At 58.9% G+C, this 21630-nt stretch carries 17 protein-coding genes and 1 pseudogene; 10 read left to right on the top strand and 8 right to left on the bottom strand.

Annotated features, from left to right (window positions below; translation table 11 throughout):
• The first annotated feature begins 158 nt into the window (after positions 1–158).
• The 4 genes and pseudogenes from K1W69_RS20005 to K1W69_RS19990 all read left to right on the top strand — a co-directional run bounded on the left by K1W69_RS20005 (position 159) and on the right by K1W69_RS19990 (position 3114).
• Positions 159–347, top strand: coding sequence for a hypothetical protein (locus K1W69_RS20005; protein WP_220230217.1), 189 nt, complete (start codon positions 159–161; stop codon positions 345–347).
• Between the two features lie 168 nt (positions 348–515).
• A pseudogene (locus K1W69_RS20000) lies at positions 516–1168 on the top strand (pyridoxamine 5'-phosphate oxidase family protein).
• Positions 1169–1335: 167 nt separating this feature from the next.
• Positions 1336–1875 carry an RNA 2'-phosphotransferase gene (locus K1W69_RS19995; RefSeq protein WP_220230216.1) on the top strand — a complete coding sequence of 180 codons (540 nt, stop codon included), beginning with the start codon at positions 1336–1338 and terminating at the stop codon, positions 1873–1875.
• A 147-nt stretch (positions 1876–2022) separates the two neighbouring features.
• Positions 2023–3114 (top strand): hypothetical protein, encoded by a 1092-nt coding sequence (locus K1W69_RS19990; protein ID WP_220230215.1) that lies wholly within the window; start codon positions 2023–2025, stop codon positions 3112–3114.
• Between the two features lie 51 nt (positions 3115–3165).
• Here K1W69_RS19990 and K1W69_RS19985 read toward each other — a convergent pair whose 3' ends face one another.
• The 4 genes from K1W69_RS19985 to K1W69_RS19970 form a co-directional block, all read right to left on the bottom strand.
• Positions 3166–6144 (bottom strand): bifunctional [glutamine synthetase] adenylyltransferase/[glutamine synthetase]-adenylyl-L-tyrosine phosphorylase, encoded by a 2979-nt coding sequence (locus K1W69_RS19985; protein ID WP_370688279.1) that lies wholly within the window; start codon positions 6142–6144, stop codon positions 3166–3168.
• Positions 6145–6153: 9 nt separating this feature from the next.
• Positions 6154–7557 carry a sensor histidine kinase gene (locus K1W69_RS19980; protein ID WP_220230214.1) on the bottom strand — a complete coding sequence of 468 codons (1404 nt, stop codon included), beginning with the start codon at positions 7555–7557 and terminating at the stop codon, positions 6154–6156.
• A 13-nt stretch (positions 7558–7570) separates the two neighbouring features.
• On the bottom strand, positions 7571–8320 hold the full coding sequence (locus tag K1W69_RS19975; RefSeq protein ID WP_502793610.1) for a response regulator transcription factor: 750 nt from the start codon (positions 8318–8320) through the stop codon (positions 7571–7573).
• Between the two features lie 138 nt (positions 8321–8458).
• Entirely contained in the window at positions 8459–10006 is a 1548-nt protein-coding gene (locus K1W69_RS19970; RefSeq protein ID WP_220230212.1) for a Do family serine endopeptidase, read from the bottom strand.
• 223 nt (positions 10007–10229) lie between these two features.
• Between K1W69_RS19970 and K1W69_RS19965 the strand changes: the two genes are divergently transcribed.
• Positions 10230–11261 carry an alcohol dehydrogenase catalytic domain-containing protein gene (locus K1W69_RS19965; protein ID WP_220230211.1) on the top strand — a complete coding sequence of 344 codons (1032 nt, stop codon included), beginning with the start codon at positions 10230–10232 and terminating at the stop codon, positions 11259–11261.
• A gap of 30 nt (positions 11262–11291) precedes the next feature.
• On the opposite strand, the gene K1W69_RS19960 is transcribed toward K1W69_RS19965, so the two are convergent.
• Entirely contained in the window at positions 11292–12080 is a 789-nt protein-coding gene (locus K1W69_RS19960; protein WP_220230210.1) for a helix-turn-helix transcriptional regulator, read from the bottom strand.
• Between the two features lie 301 nt (positions 12081–12381).
• Between K1W69_RS19960 and K1W69_RS19955 the strand changes: the two genes are divergently transcribed.
• Genes K1W69_RS19955 through hisD form a run of 5 tightly spaced genes read left to right on the top strand, consistent with a single transcriptional unit; the run spans position 12382 to position 18335 of the window.
• The gene (locus K1W69_RS19955) at positions 12382–14250 is read left to right on the top strand and encodes a N,N-dimethylformamidase beta subunit family domain-containing protein (RefSeq protein WP_258571228.1); all 1869 of its coding nucleotides are present in this window, start codon (positions 12382–12384) and stop codon (positions 14248–14250) included.
• A gap of 41 nt (positions 14251–14291) precedes the next feature.
• Entirely contained in the window at positions 14292–15254 is a 963-nt protein-coding gene (locus K1W69_RS19950) for an ABC transporter substrate-binding protein (RefSeq protein WP_220230208.1), read from the top strand.
• Between the two features lie 46 nt (positions 15255–15300).
• Positions 15301–16146 carry an ABC transporter permease gene (locus tag K1W69_RS19945; RefSeq protein ID WP_220230207.1) on the top strand — a complete coding sequence of 282 codons (846 nt, stop codon included), beginning with the start codon at positions 15301–15303 and terminating at the stop codon, positions 16144–16146.
• Positions 16143–16958, top strand: coding sequence for an ABC transporter ATP-binding protein (locus tag K1W69_RS19940; protein WP_220230206.1), 816 nt, complete (start codon positions 16143–16145; stop codon positions 16956–16958). Before K1W69_RS19945 ends, K1W69_RS19940 begins: the two co-directional genes overlap by 4 nt.
• A gap of 30 nt (positions 16959–16988) precedes the next feature.
• The gene (gene hisD, locus K1W69_RS19935) at positions 16989–18335 is read left to right on the top strand and encodes a histidinol dehydrogenase (RefSeq protein WP_220230205.1); all 1347 of its coding nucleotides are present in this window, start codon (positions 16989–16991) and stop codon (positions 18333–18335) included.
• Between the two features lie 310 nt (positions 18336–18645).
• On the opposite strand, the gene K1W69_RS19930 is transcribed toward hisD, so the two are convergent.
• From K1W69_RS19930 to K1W69_RS19920, 3 genes are read right to left on the bottom strand one after another with little or no spacing between them, the layout of a single operon-like run.
• Entirely contained in the window at positions 18646–19773 is a 1128-nt protein-coding gene (locus tag K1W69_RS19930; protein ID WP_220230204.1) for a C4-dicarboxylate TRAP transporter substrate-binding protein, read from the bottom strand.
• Positions 19774–19801: 28 nt separating this feature from the next.
• The gene (locus K1W69_RS19925) at positions 19802–21112 is read right to left on the bottom strand and encodes a TRAP transporter large permease (RefSeq protein WP_220230203.1); all 1311 of its coding nucleotides are present in this window, start codon (positions 21110–21112) and stop codon (positions 19802–19804) included.
• Positions 21109–21618, bottom strand: coding sequence for a TRAP transporter small permease (locus K1W69_RS19920; RefSeq protein WP_220230202.1), 510 nt, complete (start codon positions 21616–21618; stop codon positions 21109–21111). Before K1W69_RS19920 ends, K1W69_RS19925 begins: the two co-directional genes overlap by 4 nt.
• Positions 21619–21630: the final 12 nt, after the last annotated feature.

The raw sequence follows: 21630 nt of genomic DNA, 5'->3' as shown, positions 1-21630 counted from the left end.
TTGCAAGCGGACATTAGAGGTCCGGAACGCAGTCAATATATGCGGCGTCACCAGCGCCGGGTGAACGGGGGCTTTTCATCGCTGGTCAGAAATCGAACGGTACGGGAAATTCGAGCATCCGCAGGCGGCGCTAGGCGCTTCTTGCCGGCGCGGCGCTCATGATCGGAGCGGCCCTGCCCGCCATTTCCTCCCATCCCGTATCGGCGCAAACGGCGCAGCAGCCGATCTCGGTTTCTGCAGGATCGCTGACGCGGGCGCTCAACGTCCTGCTCGCCGGAACGAATGTCACCGCCAGCTTCGCCGCCGACGATCAGGTTGCGCCGGAAATGGAAGGCGCGCATACGTGAAATCCACCCGACCAGGCCCCCTGCTCGTTCTGCGGGATTGACCATATCGCTGCAGCCGGAATTGGAATCAAGCGTGACTTTTGCAATCATCCTGGCTAGTGAACAGGATGCAACCTCTTCGAGTTTGTCTCGCCGCTGTTGTGATCCAGCCAACGGGAGGAGCAGGGCATGGCGCAGGAAACCGAATTGAAACCGGAATTTCTGGTCAAGGACGAGGAAGACCTGAGATCCCTCTTCCCGCCAACCCACGCAATTGCCGTGGAGAAATGCCAGAAGCGGTTGGACAGGCACGCCAGGGATTTCCTGGCCCGCTCGCCATTTCTTTGCATCGGAACCCAATCGCCGGACGGCGCAGCCGATGTCAGTCCCCGCGGCGATCCAAGGGGTTTTGTGAAAGTTCTCGATGACAGGACCTTGTTGATCCCGGATCGGCCCGGAAACAACCGTCTGGACACCCAATCAAACATTCTGGCCAATCCCGCCGTCGGACTGCTGTTCATGATTCCGGGATTCGACGACACGCTGCGTGTGAACGGGAAAGCGAGAATCACCCGAGACCCGATCTGCTTGCCTTGATGGCGGTGAAGGATCGAACACCGACGATCGCGATCGTCGTTACCGTCGAAGAGGTGTTCCTCCATTGCGCCAAGGCGTTTCGACGTTCGAAGCTGTGGGACCCGAATGAGTTGCAGGATCGCAGCGAAATGCCGTCCTTGCCGAAAATGATCCTCGACCTGACATCCGGAGCGCCCGACGACCCGGAGGAGATGAACAGGATCGACGCCGATCTGGAGGTCGAATACCGCAAGTCGATGTATTGACCTAACCGGTCTCCTCATCCTCCGGCTCCGGAAGCGCATGGTCGAAAATCTCTCCTACGTCTACGGTTCTTGACTTGCTCGACCAGGCGCCGGGCGTGAAGTCCACCAGCCCGCAACTATCGCGCGGATGGCATGCCAAGGCATTCACAATCGTAAAAGAGCTAACGATGACGCAGTCCGAAACCTCGATCAGCAAGTTTCTGAGTTACGTCCGTCGCCACAAGCCTGATGCCGTCGGGCTCGAACTCGACCCCGAAGGGTGGGCCTATATCGACGAGTTGATTGCGAAATCCGACATCCCGATCACGCGAGATCAGCTGCTGGACGTCGTCGCAAAAAGCGACAAGCAGAGATTTGCGCTCTCGGCGGACGGGCTTTTCATTCGAGCCAATCAAGGCCACTCGATCAAAGTCGATCTCGGCCTTCAACCACTCGCGCCGCCGGAGTTTCTGTTTCATGGAACAGCGACCCGCTTTCTCCACAGCATCATGAAACACGGCGTTCTGCCCCGGAACCGTCAATACGTTCACCTGTCGGGCGACCGCGAAACGGCGGTCAAAGTTGGCCAAAGGCACGGCAAGCCTGTCGTGCTGACCATCCCGGCTTTGAAAATGCATCAGCAGGGCGCGCAATTCTTCCAGGCCCGAAACGGCGTCTGGTTAACAAACGAAATTGCGCCGCAATACCTCGAACCAGCCGCAACCTGATCTCCATTGGCGACCATCACCAAGTCCTCAAGCGCGCCAAAGCTGGCGCCTGAAATTTGCACTTCCGGAATTGAATTTTGCGACCATATGCTGTAGCAGGACGGCAGTGTTCAACCGAACCTGATGTCGGTATTCCGGCATAATTTCATGAAATCGAAAATCACTGCTCCCGAAGCCGTGTGCGCGCAATTCGAAGAATGGCGTGCTCCGCGGCGAGGCAAATCCAATCCTGAAAACCAAACAAATGACGTGTGGCGCTGGCTTGTCGACAATCCGGTATGGCCTCTCCGTGCACATCAGGCTGTCGGGGCGCCGCAAAAGAATTACCCGACCTGGTGCTTCAGTCGCTACGGACAATCGGAAACCTGTCTACCGAACGGTTCAGTCGTCTACATAGGCGGAGAACACGAGGACAGCTACGATCCGGATTTTTATATCTATAATGACGTTGTGGTGGTTCGTCCCGACACCTCTGTCGAGATTTTTGGGTATCCGACGGACGTGTTTCCGCCGACCGATTTTCACAGCGCAACCCTGGTAGATCAATCCATCTACATCATCGGCGGCCTCAGATATCCGGAAGACAGGGATTACAGAAACACACTGGTCTATCGCCTCGACCTGACGGACTTCAGCATCCGCCTGACACCTACACAGGGCAATCCGCCTTGCTGGCTATACAAGCACAAGGCGATGTTCGATCCTGATGCAGGCAAGATCATTTGCACTGAAGGGGTATCGACCCACCAACAGACACAAATGGATGTCGAAAACCTGACAACCTGGGAGTTCGCGCTCCAAACGCGGTCTTGTGTTGAAAAGGACACAAAGCCTTATCGGCGCTGGTTATTGGTCAGGAACGACGGGTCATGCAATACGTTGTGGCAAATTAGTGTGATCGCTAAAGCCAGTCGTTCTCTACGACAATCCAGCTTGGCCGAAAAATATCTTCGGAACTTTGAGGAGCGAGGGCACACCGTTGACCCAGAACTGTATTTCTCCCGATTTCGGCCACCCATCCCACACGTAAAAATTGATCGAAATGCCGATCAGCACACTGTCAGAAGCCACCGAATTCTCGTGGACGGCGTCGTCGTTAGATACGTGGAAAATTGTTGGCAGATAGTAGTGACCGTTGAAGGCGATTTGAGCAGTGAAAAGCTCGAATTGTTGAAGCGCCATGGGTTGGACACCTACAGCCGATTGGAAGGCGCGCGATACAAGTGTCTGATTTTGTGACTGATAGAGGCCCGCGCGCAGGCCAGTCCTGACAGAGACTTCAGGCCGGCCTCATCCCGTTTCGGCGTCTTCCCCTCCTTCCGGTTCCGGCAGCGCCTTGTCGAAAATTGCCCTAACATCGGCCTCGGTCTTGAGCACATGGGCTTCCAGCGTCGCGATATCGGGCAGATCGACGACACGCAGCACCAGATCCTCGAGCGCGCCCGGCGCCTTTTCGGGGTCGAACTCGCCGTCGATGCACAGGCGTATGATCTGGGAGAGCTCGGTAAAGGCCTTGAGGGCGGAGACGAGCCGCTCCGCCTCGTCATGACCAATCATGGCAGGCGCAAGCGATTTGATGATGTCGAGCGTTCTCGTCTCGCCGCGATTGAACCTGACCTGTTCGCTCGCCGCCATGAGACGCAGATACTGGGCGATGAATTCAATGTCCATCAGCCCACCCGGCGCAAGCTTGAGGTCCCAGAAGCTCGCGGCTTTCTTTTCCTGCTCGATCCGCATGCGCATTCCGCGCACGTCCGCGGCAATCTCGGCGGCGTCCCGCTTGCGGTCCAGCACCTGGTCGAACACGGCGCGGGCCTGCGCCACGAGCTCCGCATCGCCGCTCACCACGCGCGCCCGCGTCAGCGCCATGTGCTCCCAGGTCCAGGCGCTGTCGCTCTGGTATTTGCGGAACGACTGAATGCTTGTGGCGATCGGCCCCTTGTTGCCGGAGGGTCTCAGGCGCAAATCCACCTCGTAGAGAACGCCTTCGGCCGTCGGAGACGAGAGGGCGGAGGCCAGCCGCTGCGTCAGGCGCGCATAATAGCGCGACGGATCGAGCGGCTTTTCCCCGTCGGAATCGGCGCAGTCCGGATCGTGCGCATAAAGCACGATGATGTCGATGTCGGAGCCGGCCGTCATTTCGCGGCTGCCGAGTTTGCCCATGCCGACGATGGCGGCCTGGCCACCGGAGATCCGGCCGTGCTGATGCTCAAGCTCCAGGCGCACTGCGGCGAAGGCGGCTTCCAGGATCAGGTCGGCAAGGTCGGAAAAGGCCTTGCTCGCCCGGTCCCCGCTGATTGCCCCTGTCAACAGGCGAACGCCGATCAGGAACTTCTGTTCGGAAGCGAAAATGCGCAGCCGGTCGAGAATTTCCTCATAGAGAAAATCTCCCTGCAGGAAGGCGCCGAGCCGGCCGGCAAGATAGGCCCTGTTCGGCAGTTCCGCTAGAAGCTGCGGATCGAGAACGCCGTCGAAGACATGCGGCCTGCGGCTGATGATCTCGGCCAGTCGCGGCGCCGAAGCCATGATGGAGACCAGCAGCGTGCTCAGGTTGGTATTGCTGGAGAGCAGCGAGAAAAGCTGGATGCCCGCCGGAAGGCCCGACAGGAACTTGTCGAAATTCAAAAGCGCCTCGTCGGCGCGCCGGGTCTGCGCAAAGGCTTTCAGCAGCACCGGCATGATTTCCGTCAAATGCTTGCGCGCGCGCTCCGAATGCATGGCCTTGTAACGGCCGTAGTGCCATGTCCGGATAATACGGGAAATGTCGGATGGCCGCTCGAATCCCATCCGGCTTAGCTGCTCGAGCGTGTTCGGATCGTCCCCGTCCCCCGTAAAGACGAGGTTGCCCTCCCCGGTTCCAAGTTCGTGCTCGTGTTCGAACAGTCTGGAATAATGCCTCTCGACGGAAGTCAGCACCTCGTTCATATCGGCGATGAACGGCTCAACGTCTTCATAGCCGGACATCAGCGCAATAATGCGCAAATCCTGGTCGCTTTCCGGCAGGGTGTGGGTTTGCTCGTCGCGGCGCATCTGGATCCGGTTCTCGACGTGACGCAAGAACCAGTAGGCGAAGCGCAACGACTCTTCCGTGCTGTGACCGAGCCACTGGGCGCTGGACAGCGCAGACAGCGCCTCGTCGGTCGAGCGCACGCGCAGATCCGGCGTTCGCCCGCCGGCGATCAGCTGCTGCGTCTGCACGAAGAATTCGATCTCCCGAATCCCGCCGCGACCAAGCTTGATATCGTGACCGCGCACGGCGATCTTGCCGAACCCCTTGTGCGCGTGGATCTGCCGCTTGATGGAGTGGATGTCGGTGATCGTCGCATAGTCCAGATACTTGCGATAGATGAACGGAACCAGTTCGTTGCAGAAGCCCTGCCCCGCTTCGATGTCGCCGGCGACCGGTCGGGCCTTGATGAAGGCCGCCCGCTCCCAGTTCTGTCCCCGGCCCTCGTAATAAAGCAGCGCCGCGCGATACGGCACCGCCAGAGGCGTGGCGCCCGGATCGGGACGCAGCCGCACATCGGTTCGAAACACATAACCGTCCCGCGTGCGCTCCTGCATGATCTTGACCAGGCGACGCACAATCCGGGAAAACACGTCGGAAGACTCGTCAGGATCCCTGACGACGCCGGCTTCCGGATTGAAGATCGCGACGATGTCGATATCCGACGAGTAGTTCAGTTCCTCGGCCCCGAACTTGCCCATGCCGAGCACGAAAAAACCGGAGCGACGCGACGGACGCCTGGGATCGTCAAGCCTCAGCTTGCCCTGGTCATGGGCGGAGAGCAGCGAGAAATCGACCGCGGATTTCAGGGCCGCCGCCGCGAAGCGGCTGAGCCAGATGGTGATCTGGCGCGTGTCGACCGTGCGCGACAGGTCGTACATGCCGGCGAAAAACGAAAAGTCCTGCCTGGACAGACGCAGATCGGACATCAGGCGGGCCTCGTTTACGTCCTCCGCCTTCCAGGCGTTTTGCGCCTCCTCGATGCGCTGGTCGATAAGCGCGCCGGGTTCCGAGTTCAACAGCTGGAGAATGAGCCTTGGCGAGCGCAGCGCGATATCGCGCAGGTATTGCGACAGGGTAAGCGCTGAAAGCACGAACCGGCTGGCGGGCGTATCCTCGACAAGAAAGGCGCCGAGTTCCGGATTGCCGTCGGCGAGCTTAACCAGTTCGTCGCGCAGCGTCTCAAGCTTTTCCTGTGACGCTGGCAGGATGACCGGATCCCGCAGGTCCTTCAACTTGGGAAACGCCGGTCCTCGTAACACGCTGACTGCCTATCTTCTGAATATCATTCTGGCGCGCAAACCCGGCCACTGTTCGTCATCCGGGTCGGCGGCGCCAAACTCAAGTCTGCCCCTGTGCAGCGACATGATAGCTTCGACGAGGCTGAGACCCAACCCGTTTCCGGCAAGGTTTCGACTTTTGTCGAGACGCACGAAACGCTTGACCACCTCCGCGCGGTCCTCCTCCGGGATGCCGGAGCCATTATCGGCGACGGTGACGACGACCGCATCCTCCGCGGTTTCAAGCGAGATCGCAACGCGGGCGTCCGGTTTCCTGACGGCGGAGTATTTGATGGCGTTGTCGACGAGATTGGAAAGCCCCTGCCCGATCAGTTCGCGATTGCCCTCGATCTCGACGCCGTCCTCGATCTCGACCGTCAAAGCCACGCCCGCTTCCTCGGCGACCGGCTCGTAGAGCTCCGCCACGTCGCGGGCGATCTGCGAGAGATCCAGTCGCCCGATCTCCGCGGCCGAAGAACCGGCCTCGACCCGCGAAATCATGAGGAGCGCGTTGAAGGTGCGAATAAGCTGATCCGATTCCTCGACCATTTGCTCAAGCGCCGTTCGGAAATCCTCGATATCCTCGCCGGACGCCATGGCCGCCTCTGCGCGATTGCGAAGCCGGGTCAGCGGCGTCTTCAGGTCATGGGCGATGTTGTCGGAAACCTGGCGCAGGCCTTCGTTCAGGCTTTCGATCCGCGCCATGATTGCGTTGAGCGATTCCGAAAGCCGGTCGAATTCGTCGTTCGATCCCTGGATCGGAAGCCGCTGGCTGAGGTCGCCCGCCAGGATCTTTTCGCTCGCCCGTGACATTCGCTCAATGCGACGCAGGGCGCGGCGGCCGAGGAAAAGCCAGATGACAAGGGCGCCGGCAACCATCATGCCGAGCGCAAGCGCCAGCGAACCGCGCACGAGCGTGCGAAACTGGGTCGGCTCCCTGAGATCGCGCCCGACCAGAAGCCGCATGCCGTTGGGCAACAGAATCACTTCGGCCAGCGCCGTGTGGATCGGGGTTTCGGGCGTCTGGGTGAAGCGTCCATAGGTAAAGGGGGTCTCCGTCCAGCCCTGCTTGTCGAGGACGCCCCCCTGGATGCTCTCCACATTACCGGCGATCACCTGTCCGTTCGGCGCGGCGATGAGGTAGAGATTGGCGCCTGGCTGGCGCGACCGGCGGTCGATATAGCTGATCAACAGCGTAACGCCGCCGGTGCGATAGGCCCGACCAAGCAGCTCCAGTTCCTCATGCACGACTTCCTGGGTCTGGTCGATCATGATCCTCGACGTCAGTCCGGAAATGTAGAAGACCAGGACAAGGGCGCAAATCAGGAATAGCGTGAAATAAAGCGCCGACAGTCTGACGGCGGTCGTTCGCAGCACCATTCCCAAGCGACTCATGACGGAGCGCGCCCTAGCTTTCCGCTTTCAGGATATATCCGGCGCCCCTGACGGTGTGGAGAAGGGGCGTATCGAAATCGCGTTCGATCTTCGAGCGCAGCCGCGAAATATGCACGTCGATGACATTGGTCTGGGGATCGAAATGGTAGTCCCAGACATTTTCGAGCAGCATGGTGCGGGTGACCACCTGGCCGGCGTGCTTCATCAGATATTCCAGCAGCCGGAATTCGCGCGGCTGCAGCAGGATTTTCTGCCCTCCCCGGTGAACTTCGTGGGCAAGGCGATCAAGCTCCAGTTCGCCGACGCGGTAGACCGTGTCGTTGTCGCGGGTTCCCTTGCGCCGTCCGAGCACTTCCACGCGGGCCAGCAGTTCAGAAAAGGAATAGGGTTTGGGCAGATAGTCGTCGCCGCCGGCGCGCAATCCGGTCACGCGGTCGTCGACCTGGCCGAGCGCCGAGAGAATCAGCACCGGCGTGTCGATGGACTTTTCGCGCAGGGCGCTGACGATGGACAGTCCGTCGCGCTTCGGCAACATGCGGTCGATCACCATCACGTCGTAGCTGTTTTCAGTCGCCATGTAGAAGCCGATATCGCCGTCACTGGCGTGATCGGTCACCATGCCCGCTTCATTCAATGCTTTCGTAAGATATGCCGCCGCCTCGAGGTCATCCTCGACAATCAATATTTTCATAGGTGCACCATTGAGCGCTCCGCGCTCCAATATGAATTTCGATAGTGCACAGGATACTTGTTGCATACTCATTCAGCAATCCACACGGGTGTTGCTTTTGCAGATCAAATGGCCTCAACGAGAGGAAGGCAGCGAGCCGATGGGGGGCTCGCTGCCACAGTTTCGAGCGTTTGGTCTGGGGGCGACATGATAGACCGCCCGCCCGAACTGTCAGCCATGCGCAACCGGAAGCGCGACGAAACGGCTGTTGTTTTCGTTACGCAACTGGAACAGCACTGCCTTGCGGCCCTGTTCTCCGGCTTCTTCGACGGCTTTGGCGATATCCTCGACCGAGCCGACCTTCGCGTTGTTGACGGCGACGATGGTGTCGCCCTGCCGCATTCCGCGCTCTGCGGCAGGGCTGTCAGGATCAACAGATGTGATCATGAGTCCTTCGCCTTCTTCCGCCGGCTGAACCGTCAGGCCAAACTCCTCGAGCTCATCGCCCATACTGGATTTACCCGGCGTTTCATCATCGGCAGCGGCTGCTGCAGTTTCCTGCAATTCGCCGATTTCGACCGCAATCGTCTTGCTTCCACCCTGGCGCCAGACGGTGATGTCGGTCTTTTCGCCCGGATCTTCGCTCGCAATCCTGCGGGCGAGATCCTGCGGGCTTTCGACGACTTCGCCGTTGACGGCCGTCACCACGTCGCCGGATTTCAGGCCGGCGCGTTCGGCTGGCGAGTCCTTCTGGGGCTCGGTGATGAGCGCGCCCTTGGCTTCCGCCAGTCCGAGGGACTCAGCAATGTCCGCGGATACCGGCTGGATCTGGACGCCGAGCCAGCCGCGCTCGACATTGCCGTCGTCTATCAGGTCGGTGACGACCTCGTTGGCGAGCGCCGCCGGAATGGCGAAGGCGATGCCGACATTGCCGCCGGACGGCGAGAAGATGGCGGTGTTCACGCCGATAACCTCGCCGCGCAGGTTGAAGGTCGGACCGCCGGAGTTGCCGTGGTTGACAGCGGCGTCCACCTGGATGAAGTCGTCATAGGGGCCTGCGCCGATGTCGCGGCCGCGGCCGGAGACGATGCCGGCGGTGACGGTGCCGCCAAGGCCGAACGGGTTGCCGACGGCCACGACCCAGTCGCCGATGCGCGTCTTGTCGTCACGGGCGAATTCGACATAGGGGAAGTCGCGGTCGCCGCTGACCTTGAGAACCGCGAGATCGGTGCGGGCGTCCTTGCCGATCAGTTCCGCGTCGAGTTCGGTTCCGTCATCGAGAACCACCTCGAATTCGGTTCCCTTGTCGACGACGTGATTGTTGGTGACCAGCAGGCCGTCTTCCGAGATGAAGAAGCCCGAGCCCTGGGCGATTGGCCGGGCGCGCTTGCTCCAGCGATCGTTCTTTTCGTCTTCGTCACGCTGGCTGAACTGCTCCTGGTCATCGCCGAACGGGTTGCCGCGAAACTCCTTGAAGAACTTCTTCATGGGATGATCGTCCGGCAGATTGTCCATGCCGGGAACGCCGAAACCGCCCCGATTTGCAACGGGGCGCAGGTTTGACTTGACGCGCACCGAAACAACAGCCGGGGAAACGGCTTCGACAACGTCCGCGAAACTCGGCAACGCCGCCGGGGCTTCGACCCTGACCGCGTCGGCCCGCGCCTGCTCCAGGAGCGGCGGCACGCCTGCGGCGGCGACGATCGCGCCCAGGCCGAGAACCGCGGTTGACGTCATCAGCTTCTTTTTCGTGGAGGTCTTGAAACCACTCTGTCGCATCTGGAATTCCTCTGCTTGTCGCATATTCGATATGTTAAGCAATATGCGCCACAACATTACGGGAGGCTGGCTGGATCATGAACTTTTGGTAAGGTTCAGGTATTCGGCAAGTAACGATGCCTTCAGAGGCAGAAAAGCATCGCAACCTGGGCTGATGGTTTGACCACAACACCGTCACTGACCCATATTGCTTGTATCGAAAACAAAATGCGGGGCTTGCGCCATGAAGGGGCTTCTGCTGCGGCAGGGCGGGTTTGCCGAAAAGGCAGAATCTCTCGACACCCATATCGACCGGCCCGGCGACTATCTGGAGCTGGCGGAATTCCCGAAACCGAAGCTGGCGCCGGGACAGGTGCTGATCAAGATGCGTCGGGCGACAATCAATCCGTCGGACATCGCCTTCGTGCGTGGGGTCTACGGACAACCGCGCGTCGAGGGAAAGCCGGCCGGGTTTGAAGGCGTGGGCGTCGTCGTCGACGCTGGTCCGGGTTTGTACGGCAATTTTCTCAAAGGCCGCAGGGTGGGTTTCTACGTAACCCCTGACGGATCCGGAACCTGGGCCGAGTATGCGGTGACCCAGGCAATGCTGGCTTTGCCGTTGAAAAAAGGCGTGGCGGATCGTGACGCCGCCGGGCTGGTCGTGAATCCGGTGACGGCGGTGGCCATGCTGGATCTGGTGAAACCCGGAGAGGCTTTTGTCTTCTCCGCCGCCGCCAGCCAGCTGGGCAAGCTGATGGCAGGACTGGCGAAGGACCAGGGCAAGCGCATGATCGCGCTGGTGCGCCGCGAAGCGCCCGTAGCCATGCTCAAAGATCTGGGCGCCGCCTACGCGCTGAACGAAACGGACGCGGATTACGAAGCGGATCTGGCGAGCATTCTGGAGAAAGAAAAGCCGGTCGTCTTCCTCGACGCTGTCGCAGGCGGCAGGAGCGCGCAGACCCACACCATGATGGGCGACCGGGCGCGGTGGGTCATCTACGGCAGACTGGACGACTCGCCAGCCGAGATCCTCGATCCCGGCGCAATGATCTTCAAACGCAAGATGATCGAAGGCTTCTGGACTACGGATTGGGCCGCCAAAACCAGCTTTGTCCAAAAAATGCGGGTGTTCAACGAGGTGCAGAACCGTTTCCGCGACGGGCGCTGGAAAACCGACGTGTCGGTGGAGCTGCCGCTGGAGCAGGCGATTGACCGTCTGCCGCAGGCTTTGGCGCAGCCCGATGGCAAGGTGCAGATCGTCATGCCGGACGGCTGACGGCAATGGCGTCATACGGACGCCCGTTCCCTAAGAGCGCTCAAGCAACGGCATCATCATGGCAAACAGTTCCGCCTGGGATGATATATCGCACTTGGCGTATAATTGTTTCCGAAACACCTTTACGGTTTGTGGACTGACGCCAAGGTGTAATCCGATAGAAGGCGAGGAATGACCTCGCAGAATAAATAGCGCAACCTCGGCCTGGCGCTTGCTCAATTTCACCCCGTGGCGATCCTGCATGGAGCCGATAAGATTGTCGGTAATGGACAGAACATTGATATTTTTCCGGCTTGGCGACTTGGTCAATTTGGCATGCGATTTGAGCAAGGCCATGATCACGGGCTCATGCTGACGCAACTTCTCCTCGTTGCGGTCGCCGAACATCTGATTTGATGAAGAATCCTTTCCTATGGATATGGTGATGGTGGTAAACTCACTGACTGGCAAGACGATTGTGATCTCGTCGATTATCCCGATCCTGCCATAGTACCATTTGAAATATCGACTACGCCGGAAATGATCAGGCGCAACATCCAGCAACCTGTACAATCCGGGGTTTCCCCGATCCAGATGGAATTGATAGATTGGGTCGAGCAGATATGCTGCCGGCAAATACTGATCTTCAACATGTCTGAAAACGTCTGGCCCATGAATCTCCCGAAAGAGAACCAAGGGGACATCTGTTCCATGAAATACGATCACTATGATGTTGTCGTAGTCGATACAACCTCGTAGGTAGCCTGCAATATTGGGGTAGAAGTTCTCATCCCCAATAGAAGAAATCGTTTCTCCCAGACTTTCCCAAGTAAATTCCATCGCTTAATACCCCGATAGGGGTATATACCCCTGAATTAGGCCGTTTGTAAGCTAAACTCATCTATAGGGGGGTATGCCTGAATGCGCTACCCTGAAGCGGCGGAACCCGCCGAACCGATGCAGGGGATCTAGAATGAAGCGAGCTGTGGACCACAGCGCAATGATAATTGCTGGTTATACTACGCCATGGAGCGCGGCGTCGGGACAATCGGTTAGTCTACATCTTTCGTCTGTCGAGCCCGTGCGAACGGTCAATGTGCGTCGTCTGGATTTGCCGTCGCCTCGATCAATGGATTGGCCGATGCAATTCGATAGTGCTTCATGCGCCCACAGAGACTTCAACCAGGGGTCATTTCTGCGGATATCGGCGAATGAAGTCAGGAAGGCCGGTTGCCTCAAGGGCATCAGTTTCGAGTTGCTTCTGACGCAGAATGAGAGTCCACGCACAATCTTGAAGCACGGGCCGCTCAGCCTGCTTCTTAGGAACGGAAAGGTTGTTCTGGAGATAGATTCCATTGAGCTGGAATTACTGCCAGCCACAAAACATTCATGGCTGACGGTAACTGTGGAAAATGATGATGAATGCCTCGCTGTTGAAGTTAGAGGCCATGATGCGCTTTACCCCATTCATTTTCGCAGACGCATCGATGCAGTCTCATGGAAAAATCTGTCACAGGATATTCTTTTCGGATCGGACGGCGAAGACAAATGCCCGACGCTCAACGCAAGGTTCGCCGCAATAAAGCTGCTTACCGAAGACGGCGAAGTTAACTGGACCTTCCCTACCTTGCTGCCGCGAGGGAATATCCTGGATAAAAATCGAATGCTGGTGCTGGAGGTTCTGAACAACCCGACCTTTTGCGTGACCTCGCTTCGATGGGATGGCAGTGGTTTTGATCCTCGAATAGCGCCAACTCACTACGACGCAATCCATTGCCATGACGACGACATGGGCCCGCTGGACTGGCCCGCGTCCGTCATTGCGGAGGTTCCCGCTGCGGCCGAGCCAGGTGTTTATGCGTTCGAAGTCACTTGTGACAGCGGAAAGGAAGACATCGTGTTTTTCGTTTCAACTCGGGAAGCGCGTGCGCCGTTGTTATTTGTAATTCCCACGGCGACCTATCTCGCGTACGCCGACGAGTTTCTGCCTCCACACCTTTATGAATGGCTCTGTGAAGACAGGGGACAACGTTTCGCGGTCGACAACAACTTACGGTCCCTCTACGACTATCACAGTGACCATAGCGGCGTTTCCCTGTGCTCCTACCGCAAACCGAAAGCAACTTTGCGCGCAGACTACCGCTACCCTTTGTGCGGCTGCCCGCATAACCTGCCGGTGGATTTGCATTTCCTGCGCTTTTGTCACGACAACGGCATTGCCGTCGATATCATGACTGATCACGATCTGCATGAGCGCGGCCCCCAATCACTTATGCATTACAAGGCGGTCGTTACAGGCAGCCATCCAGAGTATGTGTCAATGGAGATGGAAGGCGCTCTTCGTGAATTTCTTTCGTCCGGAGGCAGTCTGGCATATCTCGGCGGCAATGGATTCGCCGGAACAGTGGCCTTCCAGGACGACCTGATGGAATTAAGGCGATCGCCGCTTGAGGCTGGCAGAACGTGGGACGGTCCAGTATCGGAGCAGGCGCTCTCGATCACCAATGAGCCCGGCGGATATCTACGTAATCGAGGCAGAGGGGAATTCTCACTCGTCGGAGGCGCCATATCGCTGATGGGGTTCAGCGGCGCCCGCCCCTTCTCCCGAACACCGGCGAGCCACGCTCCGAAACACGCTTGGTTGTTCGAGGGCGTCTCGAATGAGACCTTCGGCGACAGCGGGATGGTCCTCGGCGGCGCCGCCGGATACGAGGTCGACGCGACCGATCCTCACCTCGGAACTTCACCGGGTGTTGTTGTAGTGGCGCGGGCAACCGGGTTTCCAGACGACTTTTTTCATGATCCGACACGCTGGTATCAGGGTGGAGAAGACGAACAGAACAGCAGACGCTGTGCGGAAATGACAATACGTCATCTCGCGGCCGGGGGCCTGATATTCAGCGCCAGTTCGGTCGCGTGGTGCGGCGCGCTGCCTGAAACCGGAGAGATGAACGATGTTGGCGTCATTACGCGCAATCTGCTCGAAAGACTATCGATGGACCGAAGCTAGACTGAATGACAACTGGATCCACAATGCGAAGGAGAACATGCATGTATAAAAAATTGGGAATAACACTCGCGGCCCTGGTGATGGGCACGACAATAACTCACGCTGAACCCGTGAGACTCGGACTGCAGCCCTGGCTTGGCTACGGACCCCTTTGGGTCGCGGAAGAAAAGGGTTTCTTTGATGATAACGGTGTGGAAGTCGAACTGACGACTTTCAATTGGGACCAGGACATGACCGCAGCGCTCGCGAGCGGCAATCTGGACGTAATCGCCAGCGCCACCAACGGCATGATCGCCAATTTCAACCAGGGAGTTGATCAAAAGGGCTTTCTGGTTATGGACCTGTCTTTCGAAGCAGACGCGATCCTTGCCGGGAACGACATCGGATCCATCCCGGAACTCAAAGGAAAAACGGTTGCCTTCGAGACGGGCGCGACGAGCGACTTGCTCATGAACTATGCGCTGAAGGCCAACGGCATGACAATGGAGGACATCGAGCATGTTCCTATGGGAGCATCGGAAGCAGGTCTGGCGCTCATCGCCGGCCGCGTCGACGCTGCGGTGACATATGAGCCCTACATCTCTACGGCTTTGGCCCGGGATGACAATTACAAAGTTATCTACACAGCCGCTGAGAAACCTGGCCTCATCAGTGACATGTTGACTGCTTCCTCCACCTGGATCGAAGAGAATCCAGAAGCGGTGAAAGGCCTGATCAAGTCTTGGGACGATGCGATCAACTTCATCCGTGAGAACCCCGAGGAAGGCGCAGCGATGATCGCGAAGGCCGTCGGAAGTCCGATGGAGGAATTCGAGCCGGCTTTCAAGGGTGTTCGTCTGTACAACGTCGCCGAGAACGTCGAATTCCTGAAGGGTGACTTCCAGGCCACCGTCACCGAAATTGCCGAGATCATGCAGGCAACCAACCCGCAGGAGATCAAGACCATCCCGTCGGCCGATGACCTGTTTGTACTGGACAACCTCTACGAGGTTGCTGGTCAGTAGATATCGAATGGCTGGGGCGTCCCTGGGACGCCCCGGCGACACCAATATGAAAAGCGAAACTGATCAGATGCATTCGCCGCCGAAAACGCCCCGCTGGCATGTACGAGACCTTTTCCGGCTTCGCGCCGATATCCCCAAGCCGATCTTCACCGCCGCAGGAATCGTCGTTCCGGCAATCTTGCTGCTGGTTTGGTGGCTGGTTGCCTACCTCGTCCTCGTCAAACCCTTGTTCCTGCCCAGTCCGGGCGCGATTCTTTCCGAAGGCTGGCGTCAGATTACTGAGGGAATACTCATCGCTGACGCATCCGTCAGCATATATCGCATTGTCATCGGTTGGCTCACCGCAACCGTTGTCGCGGTGCCGGTCGGTATTCTCATGGGGAACTTCAAGATCATCGAAGGCGCTCTTGAGCCCCTGATTTCAACCGTGCGATACATGCCGGTTGTTGCGCTTATTCCACTGTCCATTTTGTGGACCGGCATCGGCGACGGTCAGAAGATTCTAATCCTCTTTCTGGGCACCTTTTTTCAGCAGGTTCTGATGATCATGGACAATGTGAAGAACATCGACATGAACCTGATCCGCGCTGGTCAGACGCTGGGATTCAGCAATCGCGAAATTCTCATGCGCATCATTCTGCCGGCGGCGTCGCCGGCGATCTGGGACACCTTCCGGATCACCATCGGATGGACCTGGACCTATCTGGTTGTCGCGGAACTGGTCGCTGCGAACCAGGGTCTCGGGCGACGAATTATGGATGCGCAGCGCTATCTGGCAACCGACACTATCCTTTTCGGAACCTTGTTTATTGGCGTTCTCGGACTGGTTACGGACCAGATCTTCAAGAGAGTCGGCCGACTGATGTTCCGCTGGAACGAAACGAATCGATGAACACTCAGAAAAACGAGGCGACAGGCGCGCCGAAGGTCGAATTGGACGGCGTGGCAAAGGTGTTCCAGGTTAACCGCGCTCCGTTTGTGGCCATCGAACGGATCGATCTTCGAATCCTTCAGAATGAATTCGTCTCTATCGTAGGCACGTCCGGATGCGGCAAGTCCACACTGCTCAACATGGTCGGCGGACTGGACGAACCCAGTGCGGGAGAAATCAGGATCGACGGCGCGTCCGTACGCGGACCGGGTCGCAATCGCGGTTTTGTCTTTCAGAGCTACAGCCTGTTTGAATGGATGACGGTAGAAGGCAATATCCGCTTTGCATTGGAAAAGAGCGCCATTGCGAAGAGCGAGAAGGCGGAACTTGTCAGACACTATATTCATGCGGTCGGCCTCGCCGGGTTTGAAACGGCGTATCCGAAGCAACTCTCCGGCGGTATGCGCCAGCGTGTGGCCATCGCCCGGGCGCTCGTCTACAAACCTTCCATTTTGCTGATGGATGAACCCTTTGGCGCTCTCGATGCACAGACGCGCGGCATGATGCAGGAGCTTCTGCTGAAGGTCTGGGAAGAGCATAAGGTCACTGTGCTTTTCGTCACCCATGATGTCGATGAGGCTGTTTTCCTGTCCGATCGCGTGATCGTGCTCGCCAGTCGTCCGGGCCGGGTCAAGAGGGACATCGCCATTGACCTCGAGAGGCCTCGCTCCTTCGAGTTGCTGACCGATCCGCGCTTTACCGACTACAAGAGGGAAATCCTCGCCGAAATTCGCGAGGAGACCTTGAAAGTTATGGCTCTGGAACAGCCTTAACGCCGAAACAAACCTCGCGAGATACTGCCGATGACCGAACTGACACCGCCTGCCGGAGACATTGTTCTGCATGAACTCAGCGCCATGTCTCAAAAGCGGCGATCCGCTTTGCTGACGCGCACGGAGGATGACCTGGATCGCTTCATCGAAGGCGCCGCTCCCATCGTCGAAGCCGTGAGACTTAACGGCGACGACGCCATCAAGCATTATGCAACAGCGTTTGACGATGCGGACCTTGAAAAGCACGGGATAGCCGCCAGTGCATCAGAGTTCGACGCGGCTTTCGACGCCCTGGAACCGGATATGATCCGCACGATTGAATACGCTGCGGACAACATCCGCCGCTTTCACGAGGCCCAGCGCCCCGAAGCCATGTGGCTGAAAGAGATGCAACCGGGCGTGCTCGTCGGCGAGCGGTTCACGCCGATAGACAGCGCCGCCGTTTATACCCCGAGGGGAAAAGGGTCGTTTCCGTCCGTTACCCTGATGACTGCGATACCTGCAGTGGTGGCGGGCGTGCCGACTCCGATTGTGTTGACCCCGCCCGGCCCGAACGGCAAGGTCGACGCCGCCACGTTGGTGGCGGCCCGGATCGCCGGTGTAGACAGAGTATACAAGGCGGGCGGCGCGGTAGCGGTAGCGGCAGCGGCTTTCGGAACACAGACTGTGCCGCGTTGCCTGAAGTTCGAGGGACCGGGCAGTCCGTGGATCGTCGCCGCCAAACGCCTGCTTCAAGGACAAATAGCGTCGCGTGTTCCCGCCGGCCCGAGCGAAAGCATCGTACTCGCGGATGGAACGGTCGAGGCGGGAACTGTTGCCCTCGATCTCCTCATCGAAGCCGAGCACGGTGCGGACAGTTCCGCATTCCTGGTAACCTGGTCGAGGGATCTCGCAGAGTCTGTCCGGCAAAAAATCCCACATTTTCTGAAAATGATGGACGCCCGGCGGGCAGGATTCGCGAAGTCCGTTCTCTCCGGCGCGCAAGGCGGCGTTGTTCTGACCGACTCGCCGCAGCAAGCGTACGAATTCGTCAATGCCTATGCGCCCGAGCATCTTCAGATACTTTCTGAGACTCCATTCGATCATATGCCTCATATTCGCAATGCGGCGGAGATCCTGCTCGGCAGGCACGCCCCGGGTTCGATTGCGAACTACGTCATGGGACCAAATGCGGTTCTGCCAACTGCCGGCGCAGCGCGCTACGCCTCACCGCTCGGCGTGCACGACTTCCTCAAGAGCGCTTCCATCGGTCATGTTACGGCGGAAGGTTACAGCAGCATGGCGCCCTACACGAAGCGGTTTGCAGAGTACGAAGGCTTTGACGCTCATGCGAACGCAGTTTCGGAGCTTCGGCAGACGGCGGGACTTGCGAACTGACTCGAAATCAAACTCGTCGCCGAGGTGACACGCTCTCCTCACCGAAATAGGACGGATCCTGTGACGATCTCCAGGATCAATGACCTTTTACCGCCCTGCCCGGGGTTCAATCCGTCAATACCAGCGTCCGAGATATCTGGCTGAGCGGCCCTTTGCGAAAGCGCCGATTACGGCGCCAGCGATTTTACCGCCGATGCCGCGTCCGCCTTGGTTCGCCCGCTTCGCACCGGCAGAGCCGGCGCCGGAATGGCGGGAGATGCGGAACCGGTTGTATTTCCAACCGGCTCCCACTCGCTTGCGCGCGGTCTTCCTAGTCCACGCCATAGGTGGCTGGATCGAGCTTGTCGTAGATCTCCGTGCGGGCCAGCGCCGCCAGTGCGTCCACGTCGGTCCGGTCCACGCCTTCAAGAAGCCCGTCCCAGCGGTCCACCACGGCCTTGAATTCGGTCAGGATTGCCTCCGGGTTTTCAACACCACGCTCTTTCGCGGCGGCGATCAGGGCGGCTTCGTCGGAAGCCACGAACTCGTCCAGCGCGGCCTTCAACGCGTCATCCGGTTCGTAGATCGCCATTCCTTCCGCCTTGGCGTTTTCGATGGCCTTGTCCACGTCGGCGCTGAACTCGACGCGGCCTTTCGCCAGGAAGTAGGCCATCTGATCGAACAGGATGGAGCGTAGCTCGGGCGTCAGTCCCTCCCACAACGACTTGTTGTATCCCCACAGGAATCCCGCATAGTAGTTGCCAATCGCCAGGGTGTTCATCGAATTGATTACGTCGCTGAGGCTGAAGCTGTCGATGGAGTCGCCCGGCGTCACGGCGCAGTCCAGCGAACCGGTGTCCAGGCCGGTGTACATTTCGCTGGACGGGATGGAGACAGGCACGGCGCCAACATACTCCGCAAAGCGCGACCAGGCGCCGCCGGCCATGCGCATCCGCTTGCCCTTGACGTCGGCGAGCGTTTCGACGGGCTTGTTGCAGATCATGTAGTATTCGGAGGTCGAATAACCGCCGCCGAACACGACGCCGTTCTTCTTCCATTCGTCGAGGGCGGCCGGGTTCGTCATGCTGAATTCGGTCGACGCCATCGCCATGACGAACGGGTCCGTATTGTAGAAGGCCATGTTGCCGATCAGGTTTTCGACCGGCAGTTCCGCAGGCGTGTATGTGCCGGCGTGATAGGTAACCTGGGCGACGCCGTCCCTGACGCCTTGCAACGAGGCGTTGGCGGGTATCAGCGAGCCGCCTGAAAAGACGCGGAAATCGATCTCTCCATTGGTCGCTTCCTTCACCTTTTCGGCGAATTCGACATAGGGTCCGCGCACCAGCGAATGGCGCTCGGCGAAAAAGTGGTTGGCGTTGTATTCGTCAGCCAGGGACGGATACGCGACCGAGGCGATCGTCAGTGCAGTGGCTCCTGCCAATAACCTTTTTATGTGCATTGCATGTTCCCCTTTCATTGTGGGTGGGTTAGCCCGCCATCAACGACGGCAGGAAGAGACTGATTGCCGGAAAGGCGATCAGAAGAGCGAGGGTCACCAGGTCCATGGCGATGAACCAGGTTGCGCCGGCGATGATGTCGCCGAGACGAACGCGCCCGGAAAGCGCGCTGTGCAGAACGTAGAGATTCAACCCCACCGGCGGAGTGACGAGACCAATCTCCAGCAGTTTGACCGTGATGATCCCGAACCAGATGAGGTTCACATCGGTGGCTTCGAGAACCGGAAGGATGACCGGCAGCGTCAGCAGCATCAGGCCGATGGAGTCGATGAACATGCCCAGCACGACGTAAAGCGCGGCGATCATGACGATGACGACGATCTTGTTGTCGGATATCGCCAGCATCCCGTCCGACATGAATTGCGGCACGCCGGACAATCCCATGAACCGGGTGAACATGACCGCGCCGATCGTAAGGAAGAAGATCGAAGACGTCGCAACAACGGTCTGGCGAATGGCCTGCCACAGTGCGTCCAGCGTCGCCTGCCGGCGAATGAATGCGATCAGCAGCGCCAGGGCCGCGCCCACCGAGCCGGCCTCGGTTGGCGTGAAGAAGCCGCCGAAGATGCCGCCAAGCACGCCGATGACAAGCACCGGAAAAGGCCATACCGACAGGATCAGTTCGGTGAGGTTCGAGTGGTCCTCGACAATTTCCCGCCTCGGCGCCAGGTCCGGATTGCGGCTGCAGCGCACGGTGATCATCATCATGTATATGGCGGCGGACAGGACGCCCGGAATGAACCCTGCGATGAACAGCTGGCCGATCGACTGTTCGGTGAAAATTCCGTAGAGAACCATGAGGATGGACGGCGGAATGAGCGACCCCAGCGTTCCGGAGGCTGCGACCACGCCGGTCGCAAGTGTCGGGTGATATCCCGCCTTCAGCATTTCAGGCACTGCGATGCGGGACATCGCGGCGGTTGTCGCAATGCTCGAACCCGAAGCGGCCGCGAACATCCCGCAGGCGCCCACCGCGGCCGAGGCCAGTCCACCGGGCACCTTGGCGAGAACAAGCCGCAGCAACTCGAACGCCCCCGCCGTCATGCCGGTGTTGGCGGCGACAAAGCCCATGAACAGGAACATCGGAATTGCGGTCAGCGACCAGTCGCCGATCAGGTTGAAAGGAAGCGCGCTGACGATCCCGAACGCCGCCGTCAGGTTCAGCATGATCCATATGCCGACGAACGAAACGGCCATGAGCGCCACGCCGATCGACATGCGGACAGCCAGCAGCCCGAACAACACAGCGATACCGGTCAATCCTATCGCCAGATTGCTCATGCCGTGTACTCGTGGCTGGATCGGGTCACCGGCATGCCGAGCGCCGCCATCACCATGCGAAGACCGGATGCGATCGCGGCCAGGCCAAATCCCAGCGGAAGCATGCATCTGGCCGGCCACACGATGATTTCGCGATTGCCCATCACGACCTCGCCGACGCGGAAGGCCCGGATCGCGTCCTGGCCGGTCCGCCAGGTCATGACGAGCAATATCGCCATGGCGGCGGCGCAGACCAGCGTCAGGCATATGCGCTGCAGCCAGGCGGGGAAATGATTGAAGGCGAGGTCGACGACGACCTGCTCGTCATCCAGCTCGACCAGCGCCATCGGCAGCATCACGATGGCCACCATGTAGTAATAGGAAGAGATCTCTATCGTGCCTTGTATCGGCGTGTTCCAGATAACCTTCAGGACGACGTCGAGCACGACGTTCGTCATCATGAGGACAACGCCTGCGCCGCCGAACAACATCAGCGCCTGACAGATTTTCCGGAAAGTCTTTTCCAATGACCTACGCGC

Origin of the sequence: Flavimaribacter sediminis, from assembly GCF_019492055.1 — a bacterium.
Lineage (GTDB): Bacteria > Pseudomonadota > Alphaproteobacteria > Rhizobiales > Rhizobiaceae > Flavimaribacter > Flavimaribacter sediminis.
The sequence above is the reverse complement of the archived record's forward strand: the minus strand, read 5'-3'. Positions and strand labels throughout refer to the sequence as shown.